The 20,867-nt window shown below is 37.7% G+C and carries 22 protein-coding genes and 1 pseudogene; 3 read left to right on the forward strand and 20 right to left on the reverse strand.

Going from position 1 to position 20,867, the window contains the following annotated elements:
- Positions 1 to 298: 298 nt before the first annotated feature.
- Complete coding sequence (locus BALCAV_RS01320; protein WP_003321535.1) at positions 299 to 577, reverse strand: thiamine-binding protein; 279 nt, start codon at positions 575 to 577, stop codon at positions 299 to 301.
- Positions 578 to 785: 208 nt separating this feature from the next.
- Between BALCAV_RS01320 and BALCAV_RS01325 the strand changes: the two genes are divergently transcribed.
- On the forward strand, positions 786 to 1,646 hold the full coding sequence (locus tag BALCAV_RS01325; RefSeq protein WP_003321534.1) for a polysaccharide deacetylase family protein: 861 nt from the start codon (positions 786 to 788) through the stop codon (positions 1,644 to 1,646).
- Positions 1,647 to 2,065: 419 nt separating this feature from the next.
- Here BALCAV_RS01325 and BALCAV_RS01330 read toward each other — a convergent pair whose 3' ends face one another.
- The 7 genes from BALCAV_RS01330 to BALCAV_RS01355 form a co-directional block, all read right to left on the reverse strand.
- Positions 2,066 to 2,419, reverse strand: a complete 354-nt coding sequence (locus BALCAV_RS01330) for a DUF4260 domain-containing protein (RefSeq protein ID WP_003321533.1) — start codon at positions 2,417 to 2,419, stop codon at positions 2,066 to 2,068.
- Positions 2,391 to 2,846, reverse strand: a complete 456-nt coding sequence (locus BALCAV_RS01335; RefSeq protein ID WP_003321532.1) for a MerR family transcriptional regulator — start codon at positions 2,844 to 2,846, stop codon at positions 2,391 to 2,393. Before BALCAV_RS01335 ends, BALCAV_RS01330 begins: the two co-directional genes overlap by 29 nt.
- 647 nt (positions 2,847 to 3,493) lie before the next feature.
- Complete coding sequence (locus BALCAV_RS21925) at positions 3,494 to 3,682, reverse strand: hypothetical protein (RefSeq protein ID WP_136446095.1); 189 nt, start codon at positions 3,680 to 3,682, stop codon at positions 3,494 to 3,496.
- 107 nt (positions 3,683 to 3,789) lie between these two features.
- Positions 3,790 to 5,442 carry a glycerol-3-phosphate dehydrogenase/oxidase gene (locus BALCAV_RS01340; RefSeq protein WP_003321531.1) on the reverse strand — a complete coding sequence of 551 codons (1,653 nt, stop codon included), beginning with the start codon at positions 5,440 to 5,442 and terminating at the stop codon, positions 3,790 to 3,792.
- A 170-nt stretch (positions 5,443 to 5,612) separates the two neighbouring features.
- A complete protein-coding gene (glpK, locus tag BALCAV_RS01345; RefSeq protein ID WP_040323323.1) occupies positions 5,613 to 7,103 on the reverse strand; it encodes a glycerol kinase GlpK in 1,491 nt (496 codons plus the stop codon).
- Between the two features lie 16 nt (positions 7,104 to 7,119).
- Positions 7,120 to 7,944: an MIP/aquaporin family protein gene (locus BALCAV_RS01350; RefSeq protein ID WP_003323010.1), complete on the reverse strand. Its 825-nt coding sequence runs from the start codon at positions 7,942 to 7,944 to the stop codon at positions 7,120 to 7,122.
- Positions 7,945 to 8,137: 193 nt separating this feature from the next.
- Complete coding sequence (locus BALCAV_RS01355; RefSeq protein ID WP_003323011.1) at positions 8,138 to 8,686, reverse strand: glycerol-3-phosphate responsive antiterminator; 549 nt, start codon at positions 8,684 to 8,686, stop codon at positions 8,138 to 8,140.
- A 273-nt stretch (positions 8,687 to 8,959) separates the two neighbouring features.
- On the opposite strand from BALCAV_RS01355, the gene BALCAV_RS01360 reads away from it, so the two are divergent.
- Complete coding sequence (locus tag BALCAV_RS01360; protein ID WP_003323012.1) at positions 8,960 to 10,957, forward strand: S9 family peptidase; 1,998 nt, start codon at positions 8,960 to 8,962, stop codon at positions 10,955 to 10,957.
- Between the two features lie 122 nt (positions 10,958 to 11,079).
- Here BALCAV_RS01360 and BALCAV_RS01365 read toward each other — a convergent pair whose 3' ends face one another.
- Entirely contained in the window at positions 11,080 to 11,262 is a 183-nt protein-coding gene (locus BALCAV_RS01365) for a hypothetical protein (RefSeq protein ID WP_003323013.1), read from the reverse strand.
- Positions 11,263 to 11,495: 233 nt separating this feature from the next.
- Here BALCAV_RS01365 and BALCAV_RS01370 point away from each other — a divergent pair, with 233 nt between their 5' ends.
- The gene (locus tag BALCAV_RS01370) at positions 11,496 to 13,031 is read left to right on the forward strand and encodes an esterase/lipase family protein (RefSeq protein WP_052044315.1); all 1,536 of its coding nucleotides are present in this window, start codon (positions 11,496 to 11,498) and stop codon (positions 13,029 to 13,031) included.
- Positions 13,032 to 13,660: 629 nt separating this feature from the next.
- On the opposite strand, the gene BALCAV_RS21020 is transcribed toward BALCAV_RS01370, so the two are convergent.
- The 11 genes and pseudogenes from BALCAV_RS21020 to BALCAV_RS01420 form a co-directional block, all read right to left on the reverse strand.
- Positions 13,661 to 14,359: an LPXTG cell wall anchor domain-containing protein gene (locus BALCAV_RS21020; protein ID WP_003323016.1), complete on the reverse strand. Its 699-nt coding sequence runs from the start codon at positions 14,357 to 14,359 to the stop codon at positions 13,661 to 13,663.
- Positions 14,360 to 14,408: 49 nt separating this feature from the next.
- Positions 14,409 to 15,008 carry a signal peptidase I SipW gene (gene sipW / locus BALCAV_RS01380; RefSeq protein WP_003323017.1) on the reverse strand — a complete coding sequence of 200 codons (600 nt, stop codon included), beginning with the start codon at positions 15,006 to 15,008 and terminating at the stop codon, positions 14,409 to 14,411.
- Positions 15,009 to 15,911, reverse strand: a complete 903-nt coding sequence (tapA, locus tag BALCAV_RS01385; RefSeq protein ID WP_003323018.1) for an amyloid fiber anchoring/assembly protein TapA — start codon at positions 15,909 to 15,911, stop codon at positions 15,009 to 15,011. It abuts the gene before it with no gap.
- A 131-nt stretch (positions 15,912 to 16,042) separates the two neighbouring features.
- Positions 16,043 to 16,744 carry a TasA family protein gene (locus BALCAV_RS01390; RefSeq protein ID WP_003323019.1) on the reverse strand — a complete coding sequence of 234 codons (702 nt, stop codon included), beginning with the start codon at positions 16,742 to 16,744 and terminating at the stop codon, positions 16,043 to 16,045.
- 348 nt (positions 16,745 to 17,092) lie between these two features.
- Positions 17,093 to 17,500: a dihydroxyacetone kinase phosphoryl donor subunit DhaM gene (gene dhaM, locus BALCAV_RS01395; RefSeq protein ID WP_326938281.1), complete on the reverse strand. Its 408-nt coding sequence runs from the start codon at positions 17,498 to 17,500 to the stop codon at positions 17,093 to 17,095.
- Positions 17,493 to 18,110: a dihydroxyacetone kinase subunit DhaL gene (gene dhaL, locus BALCAV_RS01400; protein ID WP_003323021.1), complete on the reverse strand. Its 618-nt coding sequence runs from the start codon at positions 18,108 to 18,110 to the stop codon at positions 17,493 to 17,495. The genes dhaM and dhaL overlap by 8 nt, the downstream gene beginning before the upstream one ends.
- 23 nt (positions 18,111 to 18,133) lie before the next feature.
- Positions 18,134 to 19,129 (reverse strand): dihydroxyacetone kinase subunit DhaK, encoded by a 996-nt coding sequence (gene dhaK, locus BALCAV_RS01405; RefSeq protein ID WP_003323022.1) that lies wholly within the window; start codon positions 19,127 to 19,129, stop codon positions 18,134 to 18,136.
- A 314-nt stretch (positions 19,130 to 19,443) separates the two neighbouring features.
- Positions 19,444 to 19,689, reverse strand: a complete 246-nt coding sequence (locus BALCAV_RS01410) for a hypothetical protein (protein ID WP_003323023.1) — start codon at positions 19,687 to 19,689, stop codon at positions 19,444 to 19,446.
- A gap of 1 nt (position 19,690) precedes the next feature.
- A complete protein-coding gene (locus tag BALCAV_RS22630) occupies positions 19,691 to 20,047 on the reverse strand; it encodes a YesL family protein (protein WP_052044316.1) in 357 nt (118 codons plus the stop codon).
- A gap of 84 nt (positions 20,048 to 20,131) precedes the next feature.
- Positions 20,132 to 20,361 (reverse strand): annotated as a pseudogene (locus BALCAV_RS22640) (DUF624 domain-containing protein); the annotation flags it as partial.
- 47 nt (positions 20,362 to 20,408) lie between these two features.
- Entirely contained in the window at positions 20,409 to 20,852 is a 444-nt protein-coding gene (locus tag BALCAV_RS01420; protein ID WP_003323025.1) for a hypothetical protein, read from the reverse strand.
- Positions 20,853 to 20,867 lie beyond the last annotated feature (15 nt).

Consider the following 20,867-nt stretch of genomic DNA (forward strand, 5'->3'; position numbering starts at 1 on the left):
ATCGCAACAAGTAGTTTATATATCCAGCTACTGATTTATTCTTAATAACCTTTTCAAAATCACTAAAAAACTAACATACTTTCTAAACAAAAAAGTATGTTAAGTTCTTTTAAAGCTTAAAAGAAAGCTTTTAAATAAGCAATTGATTTGCTCCTACTCCTTCTCTTATCTCGAAAACCCAAACATACACTCGCTCCCATACAAGCTTATTAACCAAATATAGAGTATAACCAATACATGAAGATAAATAATAAAAATAAGCAGGGTTTTAACACCACTGCTTATTTTTACATCTAAGCTATATTTTTTTATCTTCCAACGAAACGCCTTTCACACGATAATGAATCTTTATGTTACTGAAAAATTCATCAGCTCCGGCCTCAAATGCCTTAACATGGATGTCCTTAACTAATGTCATAATAGAATCAAAATCACCTTCTACAACGGTTTCTAATGGTCCCACTTGATAACGTAATCCAGAATTTTCGATTGTTTCAATTGTTTCCTCAATGATCCCACCAGTGTGGTCTTCCTTTTGGTTTGGTAATAACTGAAATCCAGCTAAGACTGTCGTCATTTTTTTACCTCCTCTTAATGAAATAAAGATATATTTTGGAATTTCCCTAATTATCGATTGTTAAACGTCAATCTTATATCGTTCAATAAAACGTTACAAACGACAAGCCATGCCAAAACATTTTCATCATTTAATTACTGCCATTTGAATAAAAATTCAATTTTTATTCAAAATAATACTGTGCTTTTAATCTAAAGGAGATGAATAAATGAAAGAAAGAATGTTTAAGTGGTTGTTAATTATTGGGCTTCTATTTTGTTATCAAATGACAGATCTCATGACCGTTTCTGCCAATAAGGATACAGCAGGTGATGTTTCACAGCAGTGGTGGAAAAAAGATAAACCTGATAAAGATTTTCCTGATCTTAGAGGAGGACCTGAAAATCCAGAACGACAACGGCAGCAACCCGTTGACATGAACCTCCTACAACAACGCTATCCTGACACGTTTATTTTACAAGGGCCTACAGATCAAAACCGTATTGCTTTAACTTTTGATGACGGTCCTGACGCACGCTTTACCGAAGATGTATTAGACGTACTAAATCAATACAATGTTCCAGCAACCTTTTTCTTATTAGGCTCAAGAGCCGTTGCTTATCCTGAAATTGTGACGCGAATTCAAAATGAAGGTCATGTTATTGCCAATCATACTTATTTCCACCCTAACCTTGTTGATGAATCTGACATTGAAACTCTAGAAAGAGAAGTATCGAGAACAGAAGATGCTTTGAATGACATTATTGGCTACCGCACAAGTTTGTTCCGTCCACCATATGGCTTTTTATACAATGAATTAGTTGAAAAACTAGCAGAAATGCAATATTTAGTTATTGGTTGGTCAGTCGATTCATTGGACTGGCAGGAAGACCCGCCTGAGACAATTGCTGCAAATGTATTAGATAACGTTCAACCAGGTGCAATTATTCTGATGCATGACGGGGCCGATTGGGATGGAGATAGAACCAATACGATCGAATCTCTTCATCAAATTATCCCGGCCCTGCAAGAACAAGGTTACGAATTTGTCACCGTACCAGAATTGTTGAATGTTCCATTTGCGAAATAGACAGTATAGAGAGGCCGTCTCAATCTTTTGGACGGTCTTTTTATTTACAAATTAAAATGAATGGTTTTAGGCGAATGAAAAATGAGCCATCAAAAAAAAGATCCGTTTTCGCAAAAGCACTTTCACCAGAACAAATCTCTTTGACCAATCGCTGTCTTATCCATTATCTATTTCAACTTTTCTGCAATGAGTGATGCCGCTTTTTTAGGAGTCATTCGATAAAAGAAGTCCATGAGCTTTGAATCTTTACCAGCCAAGACTCGGTATTGGTTATTTTCTGTACCTTTTACAATCGGATTAATTATGAACTAGATAGCGATTGACTTATTTCAGTAAGTTAATGGCTTTTTATAATCAACCTTTGACGGAAGTTGAGCAGCGATCACAAAAGCCTCTTAATATTTAATATATTAGGTCTATCAAACTATTTTTTGAATATGTGTTTCTCTAAAATGCTCGGTATATTTCAATCCAAACCCTAATGCCCGATCCATACAAATATGAGCGAACCAAATAAGGGCAACCATAAGTAAACTCGATACACCCATCGACAATGCGAAAATGATACAAATCATTGGAATAATAAAACTATGTCCTACATTATATAGACGAGCCCCGAACTGATTATTAATGAAGTACCCAATCATTGTTACATCAGGAAGTAATAAAAAAAGCGCAAATAAAAATAAAGAGTAATCAAGATAGATATAAAGAAATAGACACAAAAGAAATGCAACAGCATATTCAATCCTTATCAAACTCTGTAGAGACATACCCTCTAACCCCCTTGACCATTTTCCGATATAGCTCATCAAACTTTTCTTCCATAAGTTTTTTATTGTCTCTATACATTCCTGTATCAATCATATTTTGAACCTTTTGTAAGGAAAATAAAGAAAGTTGAAGAAATTCCATTTGATTTTCAATTTCTACTATCTTTTTCTTAAAAACCTTTGACGATTCTTCCATACATTCAATTGAAGGAGGCTTTTGCTCAAGAGTCAGAATAAAATCAATTTCTTGCAATGAAAATCCTAACTGCTTTAAGACTAGTATTAACTTCATCTGCATTTCAGATTTTTCATCATAAAATCGATACCCATTTTCTGATCGAATAGGACTGAGCAAACCTTGTTTTTCATAATAACGAACGGCATCACTACTTAAATGAAACTTATTAGCAAATTCTTTAATATACATGTTTTCTCCTCCTTACCATTAGGCTAACATTGGAGTATACTCTAAGGTCAAGATGATTTACAGAAGATTCAAATTTAATAGAAGATCGACTGCCACTCGCAAGTTGACCCCCTACGTAAAATCATAAAGGAAGTTCCCAAATGGTCAAACATATGACTTTTTAGAGAACAGCTCTTCTTTTTGTGCCGAGTTCCGCCTTGTTCGTCTTATATTTTTCGGCTGCTCTCCCTTTTACGCTGAGTTCGGCCTTGTTTGGCTTATAATTTAATCGCAACTCTTCCTTTTACGCCGAACTCAGCCTTGTTCGTCTTATATTTTTCGACAACTCTCCCTTTTACGCCGAACCCAGCCTTGTTCGTCTTATATTTTATGCCAACTCTCCTTTTTTACGCCGAACCCCGCCTTGTTCGTCTTATATTTTATGCCAACTCTCCCAATTCAAATTACGACTCGATATTATCTTCTTCCTCAAATGCAACTTCTTTTTCAAAGTTTACACTTAACTTGAAGCTTGAGCTTACCTACCACACACGGAAACAGATTATATATCCATACTCACTGAAAAACAGTTCGAGAAGCCCAACCCTTCAACGAACTGTTTTTTATTTAAGATTTTTTGAGACATACCCTATTCCTAGTACATTTAGCTATTTATATTGAGACTCTGTTAACTTATCTTTTATTCCTTTTAAGTTTGCAATGATTCTTTCATTTTGTTCCACTTGTTTTTCTGAATTTATTTTTATCGTTCTAATCCAGCCCATAACAAGCGCCGTTAAAATGACCAATATAATAAATAATAACAAAAAATCGTCCCCTTTTATCGCCAAAATCATCTTCATTATAACAAATAAAAGGTTATGAACTCTTTATTTTTTAATAAATGCTCTCTTTTTAGCTCACCCTCAGCTTAAGAAAGAAACCGAAAAAGGGTAGTAAATCATTATGCTTCCGTTGTTTGTTTAATCGCTTTTTCTAATTCTTGTTGGTGAAATTCCTTTTTCTCATCGTCCCATAAAAACTCGTTAGCCATATAATCGATGATGTTATTCTTATAGCGTGCCACAGTTGCCATATCAAATAAAATAGCTCCTGTTCTTCTATTGAAAAAATCGATTGGAGTTGCTGCCATTTCATAATCAACCGCATATTTTAACTTCGCCCACAGGACAATCGGCAATTGAAAACGTGCCGCTTCTTCTTCTCCAGCTTTTTTCACAAATTCGAATATAATAGGGCTATTTGAACCGTATAATGAAACTAAATGATCCGCCTCTTCCCGTTTTAAACCAGCTGATAGTCCAATTTTGATTTGTTCTTCTTTATAGTGCTTGAAACCTTTACTTCCACCGACATCCCCCCCTGAAATAGGGATATTTTTCGTTACACAAGCACTAAACTCTTTGTTTGTTTCTTCTTTTAATTCCTTTGCTAACAAATCAACAATCGTTTCGGCCATTTTTCGATAACCCGTTAATTTCCCTCCAGCGATCGTTATCAAACCGGATTTCGAATGCCAGATTTCATCCTTACGCGATATCTCTGATGGATCTTTTCCTTCTTCCCAAATCAGTGGTCGAACTCCAGCCCAGCTTGATTCTACATCTTCTTCGCCAACAGAAACCGATGGGAACATAAATTTTATTGCCTCTAATAAATAGGTACGATCATCATCTGTCATTTTCGGATCAATTGGATCATTTTCATAAAATGTATCCGTCGTCCCGACATAGACTTTGCCATCACGTGGAATCGCAAAAACCATTCGTTTATCAGGTGTATCAAAATAGACTGCTTGACCCATTGGGAATTTCGATTGATCAATGACAATATGGACCCCTTTTGTTAGTTTCAAGGATTTCTTTTCTTTTGAACCGTCTTTTTGTCTAATCGTATCCACCCAAGGACCTGAAGCATTAACAATCTTTTTGGCATAGACTTCATAGCGCTCACCAGTTAGTTCATCACGAACAACTACACCTACTAGCTGACCATTTTTGTACAATAATTCATCCGCTTTGGAATAATTTAATGCAATCGCTCCTTTTTGGTGGGCTGCTTTCATTACTTCTAGTGTGAGGCGGGCATCATCTGTACGATACTCAACGTAATAACCTCCACCTTTTAGGCCCTCTGATTTGACTAAAGGTTCCTTTTTTAATGTTTCATTCATAGAAAGCATTGAACGTCGCTCTGCTTTTTTTACTCCAGCTAGAAAATCATATACTCTTAAACCGATAGAGGTACTAAATTTCCCAAACGTTCCGCCTTTATGAATCGGTAACAGCATCCACTCCGGTGTCGTCACATGTGGACCATTTTCATAAACAACTTCTCTTTCTTTCCCTACTTCCGCTACCATTTTCACTTCAAATTGTTTTAAATAACGTAAACCACCATGGACAAGCTTAGTGGAGCGACTTGAAGTACCAGCCGCAAAATCTTGCATTTCAATAAGGCCCACCTTCATTCCTCTTGCTGTCGCATCTAAGGCTATCCCTACTCCTGTTATCCCACCACCGATAATTAATACATCTAGTGTTTCATCTTTTAATTGTTGTTTGATTGACTCTCTTTGTAAGTTTGAAAATTTCATTTGATTTCTCTCCTTCTTAACGAGCAAATTTTAGCTTCAAATAAAACAAAAAGAGACCAAAATGCACTATTCGCTCAGAATAATGCTTTTTGGTCTCTCCGAATCTCCTACCGAGTTATTAACTTAATTTCATTATAACATGTTTCCTCTATAATAGATACGTTAAAGTCTTATTTAAATGCAGTCGCTGCAAAAATAGCTTTCTTCCAACCCGCATAAAGTTGCTCTCGTTTTTCTTCCTTCATCTCAGGGATAAAACCTCTCTCCTTTGCCCATTGCTTAGAGATTTCCTCTTTATCCTTCCAATAGCCAACCGCTAACCCTGCCAAATAAGCCGCTCCTAAAGCCGTTGTTTCGCTAATATTCGGACGTTCCACTGGCACATTTAAAATATCAGCTTGGAATTGCATCAAGAAGTTATTATGAACAGCACCACCATCAACCCGTAAAGCCTTCAATTCAATCGCTGAATCAGCTTCCATCGCAGAAAGAACATCCTTTGATTGATAAGCAAGCGATTCTAAAGTAGCTCGAATAAAATGTTCCTTTGTTGTTCCACGTGTCAGCCCAAAGGTTGCACCGCGTACATCACTATCCCAATATGGTGTCCCGAGCCCTACAAAAGCAGGTACAACATACACACCATCAGTAGAATCAACTTTTACCGCGTAGTCTTCGCTATCCTTTGCATGTTGAATCATTCTCATGCCATCTCTTAACCATTGAATCGCCGAACCCGCTACAAAAATACTTCCTTCTAGAGCATATTGCACTTTTCCATCAATTCCCCAAGCAATCGTTGTCAGTAAACCATGCTCCGATTTCACCGCTTTTTCTCCTGTGTTCATAAGCATAAAGCAGCCTGTACCATACGTATTTTTGGCCATTCCTTCTTCAAAACAAGCTTGTCCAAATAAGGCAGCTTGCTGATCACCAGCAACTCCTGCAATTGGAACTCCTTGTCCAAAGAAATGATAATCAACTGTATGGGCATAAACTTCAGAGGAAGGCTTCACCTCAGGAAGCATCGAAGCTGGAACACCTAATATATCAAGTAATTCTTCATCCCATTTCAAATCGTAAATATTAAACATTAATGTCCGTGAAGCATTCGTATAATCGGTCACATGGGCTTTTCCTCCAGATAGTTTCCAAATTAGCCAGCTATCAATCGTGCCAAATAACAATTGACCGTTATCCGCTTTTTCCCTCGCACCATCCACATTGTCTAAAATCCACTTCACCTTTGTTCCAGAAAAATAAGCATCAATTAAAAGCCCTGTTTTTTCCCTAAATAAATCATTATGACCGGCCGCCTTGAGCTCGTCACAAATTTCACTCGTTTGTCTTGATTGCCAAACAATTGCATTGTAAATCGGTTCGCCTGTCTCCTTATCCCAGACAACGGCCGTTTCACGTTGATTCGTAATTCCAATCGCTTCCACTTGTGCAGGTTGAACACCTGATTCTGCAAGCACTCCTGCTAAAACGGCAAGAACGGAACCCCAAATCTCATTAGCATTATGCTCAACCCAACCAGGCTCGGGAAAAATTTGTGTAAACTCCTTTTGGACGGTATGAACACTTTCCCCTTTTTTATTAAATAAGATCGCTCTTGAACTTGTTGTTCCTTGATCAAGTGATAAAATATATTTTTCCATTTTAACTCCTCCTCGATTATGATACTTTTTTGATTTCTTGTTGCTCAGAATTCCCTTTATACCCGAACATCCAAGCTAACGCTAATATAACTATAATAACAGCTAAAATCACCAAAACGATATTTGAAAAGTTCCCCATAAAAAATACCTGATAAAAGACTGCTCCATGTGCTCCCCCCATAATCGGACCTACTACTGGAATCCAAGCATATCTCCATTGTGATGAACCTTTACCATGAATCGGAAGTAAAAAGTGAGCAAGACGTGGACCAAGATCCCTTGCTGGGTTTATCGCATAACCTGTCGTACCACCTAAAGACATTCCAATAACAACAATTAATAGACCAACTGCAAGTGGATTTAAACCTTCTGTAAATTCATTGGCTCCGATAAAAAGTAACCCTAGCACAAGTACAAATGTCCCGATCATCTCACTTAATAAGTTTGAAAATGTATGAGGGATCGCTGGACTAGTCGAAAATACAGCAAGCTTTGCCCCTTGATCTTCTGTCGCACGCCAATGCGGTAAATAATGAAGATAAACTATAACCCCACCAATAAAAGCACCTAGTAGCTGTGCGACAATATAACTTGGGACATCCGCCCATAAGAAATCACCATTAATGGCTAACCCTATTGTAACCGCAGGATTAAGGTGAGCTCCACTAATCGAACCTACTGCAAAAACCCCCATTGTAACAGCCAGACCCCAGGCAATTGATATGACGATCCAACCACCATTATGAGAAAAAGTTTTCTTCAGATTAGCACCGGCTACCACACCACCACCAAATATAATGAGAATCATTGTGCCTATTAACTCTGCTGTAAACGCTGACATCCAATCTCCTCCATTCTTTTTAACAAAAGAAAAGAGACCCACAATTAAGCAATTCCCCTTCTCTACGAATACAAAGGGAAATGCATAATGTGAGTCTCCTAACCTCCGCCACATGTATTAACTTGATAGGCAAAGTATATATTAATCATGAAAGCGTAGTCAACCCTTTTTTTACAAGTTTTTTCTGTTTTGTTTACTCGTGAAAAATATCCCATAAGGACGTCTTAGAAGTCGTAATAGCCGAAGCTCCTGCCGCTAGAGCGTTTTTTATATCCTCTTCCGTCCTAATTAACCCGCCTGCCAAAATAGGTGTATTCACCTGCTCAAGTACTTCCTTAATCATCCACGGCATGGCCCCAGGTAAGACTTCGATATAATCAGGCTTCGTTTTTTCAATGAGCCTATAGCTTTTTCCAAGTGCATGTGAATCTATTAAGAAAATCCGTTGAATCGCCACGACTCCTTTTTGTTTTGCCTTTAAAATAACACTAGACTTCGTTGAAATCAGTCCATATGGTTTAAATTCCTGACAAATAAACTCAGTTGCATAATCATCATTTCGAATTCCTTGAATCATGTCGACATGATAAATCATTTCTTTGCCATTCGACTTTGCCATCTTAGAAATATTCTTTAATTGAGAAATATGAGTTTCTAAAAGAATCCCCACTTTAAAGGGACTTTTTAAAAAATTCTCAAACTCCTTCATATTTGATGAAGCAGGTAATATAGATTGATCCATAGCCATTCCCCTTACTTCTAGTATAGTTGAATACAGTTTAGCCGACAGGAAATTTGTAAGCAAGGGGTAAAGGGGGGTAAATGTTCGTTGTATAGTCCACTTATGCATCTTTTTCATTCACATTCATTATCCTCCCTACTTTTTGACTAATACAACACTTCTTCTTTGCCAAAACGAAAGACTATTTTGTATAGTAAGATAATACCGACTAAATTCGAGTGGTGACAGGCACTTGTCTGCTCAGCCACCTATCCCAAACGGAGGAATGTATCAATGACAAAGCGTCCTATCACAGCAGTTGACTTATGCAAATTCAAGTTTGTAGGCGATCCTCAATTGTCCCCAAACAAAGACAAAATCGCCTATGTTTTAACTCATGTCGACGAAGAAAAAGATGGCTATTATTCTTATATTCATATCAATAGTTTAAAAGGTGATGATACACAATTTACCTCACATTATTCGGAGGAACATTTGGTGAGAGACACTTCCCCCATATGGTCACCAGACGGAAAATCACTCGCCTTTCTTTCCAATCGTACAGGAGTAAATCAAGTTTGGCTAATCGCTTCTAACGGTGGTGAAGCGAGACAATTAACTACGGTAGAACAAGGGGTTCGGGAATTTATTTGGTCACCTGATGGCAATCAACTCTCCCTTACAATTAAAGGTGAATTAAATCATACAACGGTGAAACAAAAAGAAAAAACAGAAGCAAAAAGTGATGTAAAAATCATTACGAGACTTCGTTATAAAATGGACGGGGTAGGGATTCTAAACGAAGAACGAAAACATATTTATTTATTTGACATCCAGACAAAATCTTATACTAAAATAACAGAAGGGGAGCATGATTTTTCACAACCTCGTTTCTCTCCTGACGGTCAAAGCTTATTTTATATCGGAACCAAAACCGAAGATAAAGAATGGGGCTACCTCCCTGCGATTTGGAAATATGACATCGCTTCAAAAGAAGAAAAACTTCTTTACCAAGGAAATGGAAACCTTAACGCTCCATCTCTATCACCAGACGGGAAATGGTTAGCAATTGCCGGCCATACAAGAGGAGAAAGAAAACAAGGCAATACGAACATTCTATTAATCGCTTTAGAAACAGGCAAACTCACAAATTTAACAGAGTCGTTTGATTACACAGTTGGTAACCTAATAGGCGTTGATGCAAGATATGATACAGCTGAGCTTCGACTAATTTGGGACTCTTCTAGTTCCCACATTTTCTTTAGTGCGACAGTTGGTGGGGATTGTCAATTATTTAAGGTGAATTTAGACGGTGAAGTTTCTGTTGCCCTTTCTCCATCTGTTGCATCTGTTACCTCCTATGATATTATCACCACAGAGCAGGCTGTTGCTGTTCTCGCAACACCTTTTTCAACTGGAGATTTAGTCACCTTAGACTTAAATAACGCAAACCAGATCGAACCACTCACAAAGTGGAACGAAGAACTATATAACGAGATTCATTTAAGCACCCCAGAAAATTTTCATTATAAGAGTATGGACGGATCAGAGATAGAAGGGTGGATTTTAAAGCCTTATGATTATCAAAAAGAGCAAAAATATCCACTAATTCTCCAAATTCACGGTGGACCAGCTACCGCTTACGGCAATGGCTTGCATCATGAAATGCAATTAATGGCAGCTAAAGGCTATGCGGTTCTTTATACAAATCCACGTGGTAGTCATGGGTATGGACATGATTTTGTTAATGCTGTGATCGGTGATTACGGTGGTATGGATTATGAGGATATTATGGCTGGGCTCAATTATGCTCTAGAACATTATAAATACATCGATCACGAGCAACTTTTTGTAACAGGAGGAAGCTACGGTGGTTATATGACGAACGTGATCGTCACTCGTACAAATCGTTTCAAGGCAGCTGTCACTCAACGCAGTATTTGCAACTGGCATAGCTTCTACGGAACGAGTGATATCGGCTTCTATTTTACAGAATGGCAACATGGGCACGCTGATTTATGGAATGATTTCGAGAAATTAATCAAACTCTCACCTCTTCACTATGCCCGCAACGTCAAAACACCAATCCTTATTTTGCACAGTGAACAGGACTTACGTTGCCCAATGGAACAAGCAGAACAGTGGTATATCGCCCTTAAACGGTTAGGCGTCGAAACGAAACTCATTCGTTTCCCAGATGAGAATCACGAATTATCACGTTCAGGTAAACCTCAGCATCGAATAGAACGATTGGAGCATTTGATTGGATGGTTTGATGATAGACGTAAATAATAGTATTTACTAAGAAAAAATGGTTCTTTGCCTGAGTCGTAAGCAAAGAACCATTTTTTAGTTTGTACATGAACTGTTCCTGTCAACTCGTTAGCAAGGACGCCTTCTCCTTTTCGAAATTATTAATGCATCCCTTTCCATTCGCCTTGATTTTTTGATGATTTTTTCTGTTTAGCCTTTTCTTTATGTGCTCGATTTGCAGCAGCACTACCCGGTTCTTTAGCGAATTCTGAATCCGTTTTACTTGCATCAAACCCTTGCTTATTCTTTTGATCTGTTCCTGTTTTTCCACTTCTTTTTGCCATACAAAATCACTCCTTTTTTTATTATGAGAAAGAAAAAGAGAAATATACATTAGGATCAAACTAATCCCATTTCCCTATATATCCGCATAGGACATACTCTTTTGAGCAAAAATCCATAATTGATCACTCTTAGAACAGCTTGATGATTGAACTGTTTAGCCTGATTCCCGACAGTAGTGAGAATAAAAGAGCTACATTAGAAGGGCGGTTCTTCGGTTAATAGGGTCTTTTTAATGAAAAAAAAAGCTTCTTCACAAAACCATTCATATCCAACTGTTCAACATACATACACTGAATTATCTTTTCAGAAAAGGAGTGTGGTATATGAAATCTATTTTAGTGAAAACGGTTTCAGTTATGGTTATACTTTTATTTTTTCCCCCTTTCAAGCAAATGCTGGCTTTCTTGGTATCGGCAAACCTGGTCCGGGAGATCCGCCTGGCTCGTGGACAGTTGGTGAAATGCCAGAGGGTGATACAAAAACACCTCTTCTCTTCTTGCATGGCTTAAACAGTTCTTCCTCCACATGGTTTGAGTCAAACGATATGTACCAACAAGCATATGAACATGGTCACCCTACTGCGTATTTAAACCTTTATCCTGACCAATCAAACTGGGATAATGCCGAACTACTCACCGAAATCCTACCTGAGATCTATGAATACTTTGGCGAAAAAATGATGGTCGTTGCTCATAGCAAAGGAGGAGTCGACGTACAAACGGCCGTCGTTCATTATGATGCGAGTGATTACATTGAAAGAGTCATTACGCTCGGTTCCCCGCACCACGGCAGTGAATTGGCGAATTTGGCCCATAGTTCTTGGACTTGGTGGTTAGCTGAAATTATCGGGATGCGTTCAGATGGTACAGACGCTTTGCAAACCGGAAACATGGCTTATTTCCGAAGTCAAACCGATCCACTATTTGATCCAAGCACTGTTCCATTTTCAACAATATCCGGAACGGCATGGGGCTCTTTTGGCTCTGTCCTTTATTTTGGTGGACTTTATTTATCTATTTATGGAACAAATGATGGGGCGGTGACGTTAAACAATTCAAGACTACCCGGTGCACCTGAGATCGCCTCTTTGCCATTGGATCACTTTGAAATCAATCAAGGTCACCTCATTTTTCCTTATTTACAAGGAGAGCTTAATCAGCAAAACATAACCACTCATTCCGGAAGTGATGGGGCAAATATGATTGTTCGTGGTGGTGAATTGAGAAATGAAGCTGAACAACCATTCACCGTTGAGAGTGATGTAAATGAATTAAATATTTTCCTATTAGCAAGTGATGAACTTGCAGAAGCCTCACTTCATGCACCAAATGGAAAGTTATATCAGATAGAAAGTGTTAAAAAGGAGCCTGAACATAGTATTTTTTATGGCACATATGTACACCATTTTAAAGTGCAAGCACCAGAACCAGGAATGTGGGACATAACAATGAGTCACGATCACGACGCCTCTTATTTAGCGGTTGCCATGTTCGAAGGAGGCATCAGTGAAGCAGTTCAGATGAATTTATCGAACCTCCAAACAAGTTTAGACAAAAATGAGATTATCCTCAGTGAAACGTCTTATACTGTTTACATTAATGATAAAAAAATGAGCGATTCCTCCACCATTCAAAGCCTTCCATTGCAAACTAACCAATCACAAACGCTCACAATCGACATTGAAGGAAAAACAACGACTGGCCAACCGTTTGAACGCACCATTATCACCCATCGTTACATTGATGAGAAAGGAATTGTATACGATTAAAAGAAAGACGGCTCAAAAGAGAAGTTAACCTTTTGAGCCGTCTTTTTTGTGGAGAGGAATGTTGATTTCGTGGATTGGTAATGAAAACACTGCGTTTTAGGAATTATGGTGCTTATTCTCGCGGATTGGTAATGAAATCATCGTAGTTCTTGGCTTACGGAGCTTATCATCCCTTATTCGTAATGTAATCAGCACAATTCCAAAATTACAGTGCTTATTAACTGTGATTCGTAATGAAATCATCCTCGTCCCGAAATTACAGTGCTTATTAACTCTGATTGGTAACGAAATCTTCCTGGTCCCAAAATTACAGTGCTTATTAACTCTGATTGGTAACGAAATCTTCCTGGTCCCGAAATTACGGTGCTTATTAACTCAGATTCGTAATGAAATCCTCACCGTTCCGAGATTACGGTGCTTATCAGCTCTCATTAGTAATGAAATTATCACTTTCCCCTAATTACGGCACTTATCAACATTAACTCAAAATGAAATCCAGCCCCCTAAAGTTAAGGCACAAAGATTCACTGAATACCCCTAAACGACAAAAAAGGCATCCAAAAGTTTCAACAAATAAACTTTTGAATACCTCGTTAAAGCTTTATGATTTCACACTAAACTCAAACGTGCTATTCATTCACATTCTTTCTCCGGTTGTATAAATAAAGAATACTCGCCAACACCATTATACAAATGCCCAGAGCAAGATAATTATAAGAATCAGTCGCCGTTGACGGAAGAATTTGACCATCTTTTACCTTCCCACCGAGATCACTTTCAGAAATGGGGCGTTGAGCTTTTTCCACAGCACTATCAGTATCACCATCTTCGTCAATTGGTTCTTGAGGCTGTTCTCCTCCCTCTGCTACAAACTTTAGCTCCACTTCAAATTCTAGTCCTTGGAATTCATTTCCTAACTCAGTTGGAAATCTTATAATCAGTGAAAGGTCCTCTTCATGTTGTGTTTTTAAGTGTCTTGGTTCAAAGCCAGTGAAATCACTTAACTTTCCCTTATATAAAGGACCATTGACAGTCTCAATTTCTAATAAAAATTCATTATAAAGTTTTTTAGAGCCGCCTTGAAAGAGTGCTTCCGAATTATACGTAAAATCTTCAGAACCTCTGTTTTGAATCGTTAAGCTCCGTTCCGCCCAATCACCTGGTTTCATATTATCGACCTGAAATAAGAAACTATCAGGGGAAGTTGAAATATTGATCGGATTCGTTTCTGCAAGCGTTTGATGACTATATTGGATACTCAAGCTGACGAGCAGAAATACAGTTAGTGCTGTTACTAGTATATAGATAAACCGTGTTTTTTTAACCATATCATCACCTTCAGCTAATGCGTAGTTTACGACCGTATTAATAAAATTTCTAAACCGATTCCTTCATTTCCTCTACTTTCGTTACTTCCTCTAATTTGCTTTTAGTCTTATTATCTTTTTCGAGTTGAGAAATTCCTTGCCAGATTGTAAAGCCTGAGTATATGAGTAATAATAGCCCAGGGAGAATTAATAGTAGAGCAGCCCCTTCTTTTGACTGAGCAAAATTGCCAACATAGCCTGCATATGGAATGGTAAAACCAACATATTCAGCGATGATATTTTCCGATAAAACGAGAGCACTATCTGGGGCATTGTTATTATCCCCCTTCGTTTCATACATGACATGCTCTCCACTTTGAACGACATCGATGACTCTATGAGTAATGAATTTGTTTTCATTTTCCATAAACGTAACAATATCGCCTTCTTGAAAACGAGTCATATCCCCACCTGGTTTCACCGCAATGATCGAGCCTGTTTGAAACTCAGGTTCCATCGATCCAGATAAGACCGTTTTAAATTGGTAACCAAAAAGTTCTGGTTCTCCTCCAGACGCTTTTGAGGATATGACAATAAAAACCATAAACACCAATGATACAAATAAGACAAAGCTAATTAGACGACTACTCCATTTCATGGCTACTTTCATTTATTCGTCACCTTCTTCTGTAGATTCAGATTCTTCCTCTTCTTTTTCACTTTTGGACATTTCTTTCATTTCCACTTTATTGACCTCGATTTCTTGATCAGCTTCTTTACTTTCCTTTTTTGGCTGCTCCTCTGTCGGCTTCTCTTTTTCTTTTTCTTTTTCTTTCTCTTTTTCTTCTATCTTTTCTTTTTGGTTATCTTCATTTGATTTATCAGTCTTTTCTTTTTCTGAATCAGATTTATTGTCTTCAACTTTAGTTTCTGTCGGCTGCTCAGTATCTTCCTTCTCCAACTCTTCTTCCTGTACTACATCCTCTTCTGTTTTTTCTTCAATCTCTTCCGTCTCTTCAACTTCATCTATTTCGAGATCTTCTGCCTCTTCTATTACACATTCAATGACAAAAAACTTCTCACTCCAGCTTTCTGTTCTTTCTTCATAATCATCATCATAGCCTTCTCGTTGATAGAGCTTAAATATATATGTACCAATGTCAGCATTTTCAAATATAAGCTCCGTATTCTGTTCTTGGTTGATTGGATCAATTACCCCTTCACCAACCTTCTGACCATTCTTTTTGGGATCTTCATTTTCGGAATAATACACTTCATATTCTGTTGAACCAAACATGTCAAAACCATTGTTTATTACTTTGATGGTGATATCTATCGGGACACAAGCTTCAAAATCAGCACTTTCACTAATAAAGCTCAAATCACTCCCGTCCCACCAAGTTCCCGTTTGAATCGACATTTTCGTTTGATCAGAATCACTAAAAAAGGCAAAGGTATCGGATGTTAAGACAGCGGTAGACAGAACGACCGCATACCAAATCGCAAGGAGCTGTGCTAAGATAACTAACTTTTTATACTTTTTTCGATACTTAACAGCACGTAAACTTCTCATCTTCTCTAATCCTCCTATAAATAAAGGCCTTTTTATTTGCTATCATAAACGTACAAAGAATTTTATAGATTTATGATAATAAATATGGGAAAAAGGTGAGGGTGAACTCACCTTTCCAAGTTGAAAATGAATTATCTTTCTTCTCCATCTGTTTGGAAGCCTTCAAAAGTCCAAGTAAGATCTAAGTCTAAATCTTGAAGATCGTTTTGGGCTTTACCCGTATCATTAAATCTAAATTGCACGGTAAAGTCTGCTGTCTCACCTGCTTTAATTCCTGTGATCTCCTCTGACACTTCACCAAATATAGGATCTACAGTAACCCATTTTCCAAATAGTGGCCAGATAATCCATTGCCAATATTCATAACCTTCTTCTAACATAATTTCTTCTAGATTTACCTTAGTTGCTAAGTCTTCTGGTGTTAAATCACGTAAATCTTTTAAAGAGACTTCAAACAACACTTCATAATCTTCATCACCAGTCGTATTTTTAAGGAATTGAACATAAAGTTGTTCCGCGTATTTATTAGCTAATGGATTCGGAACCGCTTCACCATTTTTTGTCACTTTATACTCTGTCTTCAGATCGACATACTTCATATCCAAACTTCCGTTATTTTGAAGCTCAAATGACCTCGGCATCCAATCACCAGGTTTTATGTTTTCCATCGGAATTTGAACGGTTGGATCTACATCTAAAACAATTGTTCCTGACGCAAAAGTATTCGTTTGCGTCGCCGTATCACTAAAATAAGCAAACGTTCCTCCTCCGATTAATGAAATACCTAGTGCTGCTGTTAAGACACCCATCCCCAACTTTTTCTTAATACTCATAAATGATTCCATCCTTTCACCCTTTTGGGTATGTAGTTTTTATATGAACCTTTGCGATTACAAAGGTATCAACCGGTAAAACTATAACTCCAGAATTAATTCCTTTTACAGAACAAAAACCGCTAATAACTCACTTGATTTGTTCTGTATAACGAACTGTTAACCCTAGTATATTTCATGTGAAAGAGAAAGGCAAAATAGTAAAATCACGCAAAATACCTATATAACGAACAAATAACTTTCAATTACTCTCATTTACTCTATTTTAATAACTTTTTCACAATATTATTTAAATTCATTCTTTTTAGCGAACAAAAAAATCGACAGGTGCTGCCACCTGTCGATTTTTTAGCTTGTCGGAATTTTGGGTATTCCCCTCACCATTTGTGCAGCTTCTTTTACTTCCTCTACCTCACTGCCGAAACCAGCTTCTACAACGGCTGCATAACCTCCTTCCAAAATGGGAGCATCGGCAATACATACATTTGATGCATCATCCAATAATTCTATTGCCATTTCAGAATTCATTAATGCACTCCCTAAATCAAACAAAATTACGACACCTTTCTCCGTATAGACGGACTCAATTGCCTTTTTTATATCAAGTGCATTTGTCCCAATTCCTCCACCTGGTTCACCACCAGCAATTGCGATCTTCACATCTGGCTGCATTTCCGTCATTAATGCTTGCAACCCTTTTACAATATGATAGCTATGAGACACAAAAACAAGGCTGACTCTGTCTATCTTACTCACCCCTTTTCGCTAATGTTTCGGCCAAGCTTAAAAAGAGCAAGTAAGATGAATAGGCACCTGCATCGATATGACCAACAGAGCGCTTTCCTAAATAAGCAGCTCGGCCTTTTTTAGCTTCTAAAATTTCGGTTGCCTTCATACAACTTTCTGCTGTTGCCCGCATTTTCTCGTGATTCAAGCTATTGGCTTTTTCTAGTTCAGCGACTACAGGTGACCAGACATCGATCATCGTTTTTTCACCAAGGACAGCCTTCCCCCGCTGCCTAAGTGCCTTTTCGCCTTCTCTTAAAGCAGAAATGAACAGAGCGTCTTTAATTGTCTCTTCTATCCCTAACGTTTGAGAAATTTTTAAAAAAGCACTTCCATAAAGAGGTCCAGATGCCCCACCTATTTTAGAAATGAACGTCATCGCGACTGCTTTTAATACATTTCCTGGACAAGTAAACGTTTTAGCTTCAAGCACTTTCACTGCCTCTGCTGTACCTCTTGCCATATTGTGGCCATGGTCGCCGTCTCCAATCGCTTGATCTAAATCAGTTAAATAGCTCTTTTCGCTTGAGATTTTTTCTTGAAATTTTTTTATCCACCATTTAACCTCGATAGTATTCACGTTCTTCACCTCCATTTTACCCCTTATCGTTTAAATGCTACTGTATCAGCCTCTTGTTTTAAAAGTGTCTTCAACTGGTCGTCCAAACGTAAAATCGTAATCGATACACCAGACATTTCAAGTGAGGTCATCCATTCACCTACAATCGTATCGACTACTTGAAGTTTCTTCTTATCTAACAGGGCCTTTAAATTGTAATGTAAGACATAAAGCTCCATCAGCGGTGTCGCTCCAAGTCCATTCACCAAAATCGCTACTTCTTCTCTTTCTTGGAGATTTAAGTCATTATTCACTTTTTGAAATAGCACTTCTGCTAATTCCTTCGCCGTTAAAATCTTTGTCCGCTCGACCCCTGGTTCCCCATGAATCCCCGTCCCAATCTCTATTTCATTTTCTGCGAGCTGAAAACCTGGTTTGCCTGAAGCTGGTACCGTACAAGGCGTTAGTGACATACCCATAGATTTGACATTTTGAATGACCTTATTTGCTACGGATTCTACTTGTTCAAGTGATGCCCCATTTGCAGCGAGGGCACCAGCAATTTTATGCACAAGAACGGTCCCAGCAATTCCCCTGCGTCCACTCGTAAATGAACTATCTTCAACGGCTACGTCATCGTTAACAATGACCTGTCGAACTTTAATTCCGTCTATCTCGGCCATTTCAGCAGCCATTTCAAAGTTCATGACATCACCGGTGTAATTTTTAATAATGAGCAGAACTCCTTTACCCCCATGTACTGCCTTAATCGCTTCATAAATTTGATCCGGTGTTGGAGATGTGAATACCTCACCTGCGACAGCCGCATCGAGCATTCCTTCCCCTACAAATCCTCCATGTGCCGGTTCGTGTCCACTTCCACCGCCGCTAACAATTCCTACCTTCCCGTTAACAGGTGCCTCTTTTCGTACGAGCACTGTCGTTCCTTTTAAACGGCGTAATCTATCAGGATGAGCCGCGACCATTCCTTCCAGCATCTCATCCACTACTGCTTCCACATCGTTTAAGATTTTTTTCATTGTTACTTCCCCCTTTAGGATTAAATGAACTTAAGATACAAAACTCTCATAGTAAGCGATTTCAGAAAAACTAATAAGAATTTTGAATTATTCTTTAAGCTTGTAATATCCTATTTTTAGTACTGAAGTTTTATGTATAATGTGATAACAATATTCTAAAATCTCTATATGCTGTGGGGCTTTTTCAAAGAGACGCACAAAATTTGGACAAAATAAAAAACCTCCTATCATTAGGAAGCTTTTCTACTTGTACCTGTTTCGACATTTCCCGAGAAATATCGAACGCCTTTTCTAATTTACAACAAACAAATAAGTTAGCTAAAATCTCCATTAAGGTATTTAGATAATAGCTTCCTTTCTACATACTCCCTGCCCTCAGGAGATAAATGAGTTCGCTCATAGTGAATAATATCTCCAAACACTCTATCTGCTAAAAATTTCACTTCACCAGTAAATGATGCATCCAACTTGGCATCATAACCGGATATTTGCACAAAAACCGATTGATGACCCGTACGAACAAAATCTATTACGTTGACACTATGCTTTTTCTGATGCACATTAATTCCCTCCAAGTTTCGACAGGTGTCTGTCATCTGTCGAAACCATGTTTCTTTTTTTATTTTCAATACGATTATAAGCTAATATAGTAGACCACATTAGAAAAGTCGCAATCGCACTTCCAAAAAAGAATAAAGTTAAACCAGGTATAAAATTAAATAGATAATAAACAGCTACCAATCCCGCTGCCATAAAGATTATAATATGTGGATTGATAAAAGAAACTAATAAACTCTGTTTAAAGTAATGAAGAAACTTCAAATCAAGATGAACATACAATGGAAATATAAGCATTAATAAAGCTAAATAAAAGAGTCCTATAAATACCAGACCAAAACTCAATAATGTATGAACCATTCCTGAAATCGTCCCTAAATAAATAAAGTTTATTACAAGAACATAACCAAAAACAACTAAAATAAGTCCAATGATATTTGATTTTATAAATTCCGTTTTAAAAACGTTAAAAAAGTTTTAAAGATCGGTACACTCTCTTCTTTCATTAACAGCATCCTTATGACCGTAAACATCGCTACTGTAGCTGGCATAAAACCGACAATAAACAAGCCTATTATCATAAAAAGTAGCCATAGTAAATTTATATAAGCTAAACGCATAATCCAATCTGAGATTGTATATAGCGGTGAATCTGCCCAACTTCTTTGCATCATTATCACCTTCTCTACAAATAGTATTAATTTCGATACTAACGAGTCGATTAAGACTCACCATCTATCATAGCCTCTAATAGATTAAGACCATATGAATAAAAAGGTCGTTCCTTTATCATCACAGCAATATAAGAGCTTGGTTCAGCGATTTCTAAATGTTGAAAAAAACTAGTATCGCTATTAACAGTTATTGCATATACATGTTCTTCTCCTGTTTGCTCATTTGTTCCTATATGTTGATTTTCTTCTTCAACAACCGCTCCAATCGAATCAAGAGGATGTAAAATAACCGGATCAAAAATGATCGGAAACAGCGATTTCTCAACTAAGTATATATCTCCTTCACCCGCTACCATTTCTACCGTTAGTTTTTCCGGAGAAGGTAAAAACATTTGCACTTCCATGCTCATACCTTGATCATTATTGACAGCTTCAAAATAAGCTTCAATCTGTTCAGTATATGAAAAGGGAAGATCAGAAAACACCATCATATTTAAGTGCTCCTT

This window comes from Alkalihalobacillus alcalophilus ATCC 27647 = CGMCC 1.3604 (assembly GCF_000292245.2).
GTDB lineage: Bacteria > Bacillota > Bacilli > Bacillales > Bacillaceae_D > Alkalihalobacillus > Alkalihalobacillus alcalophilus.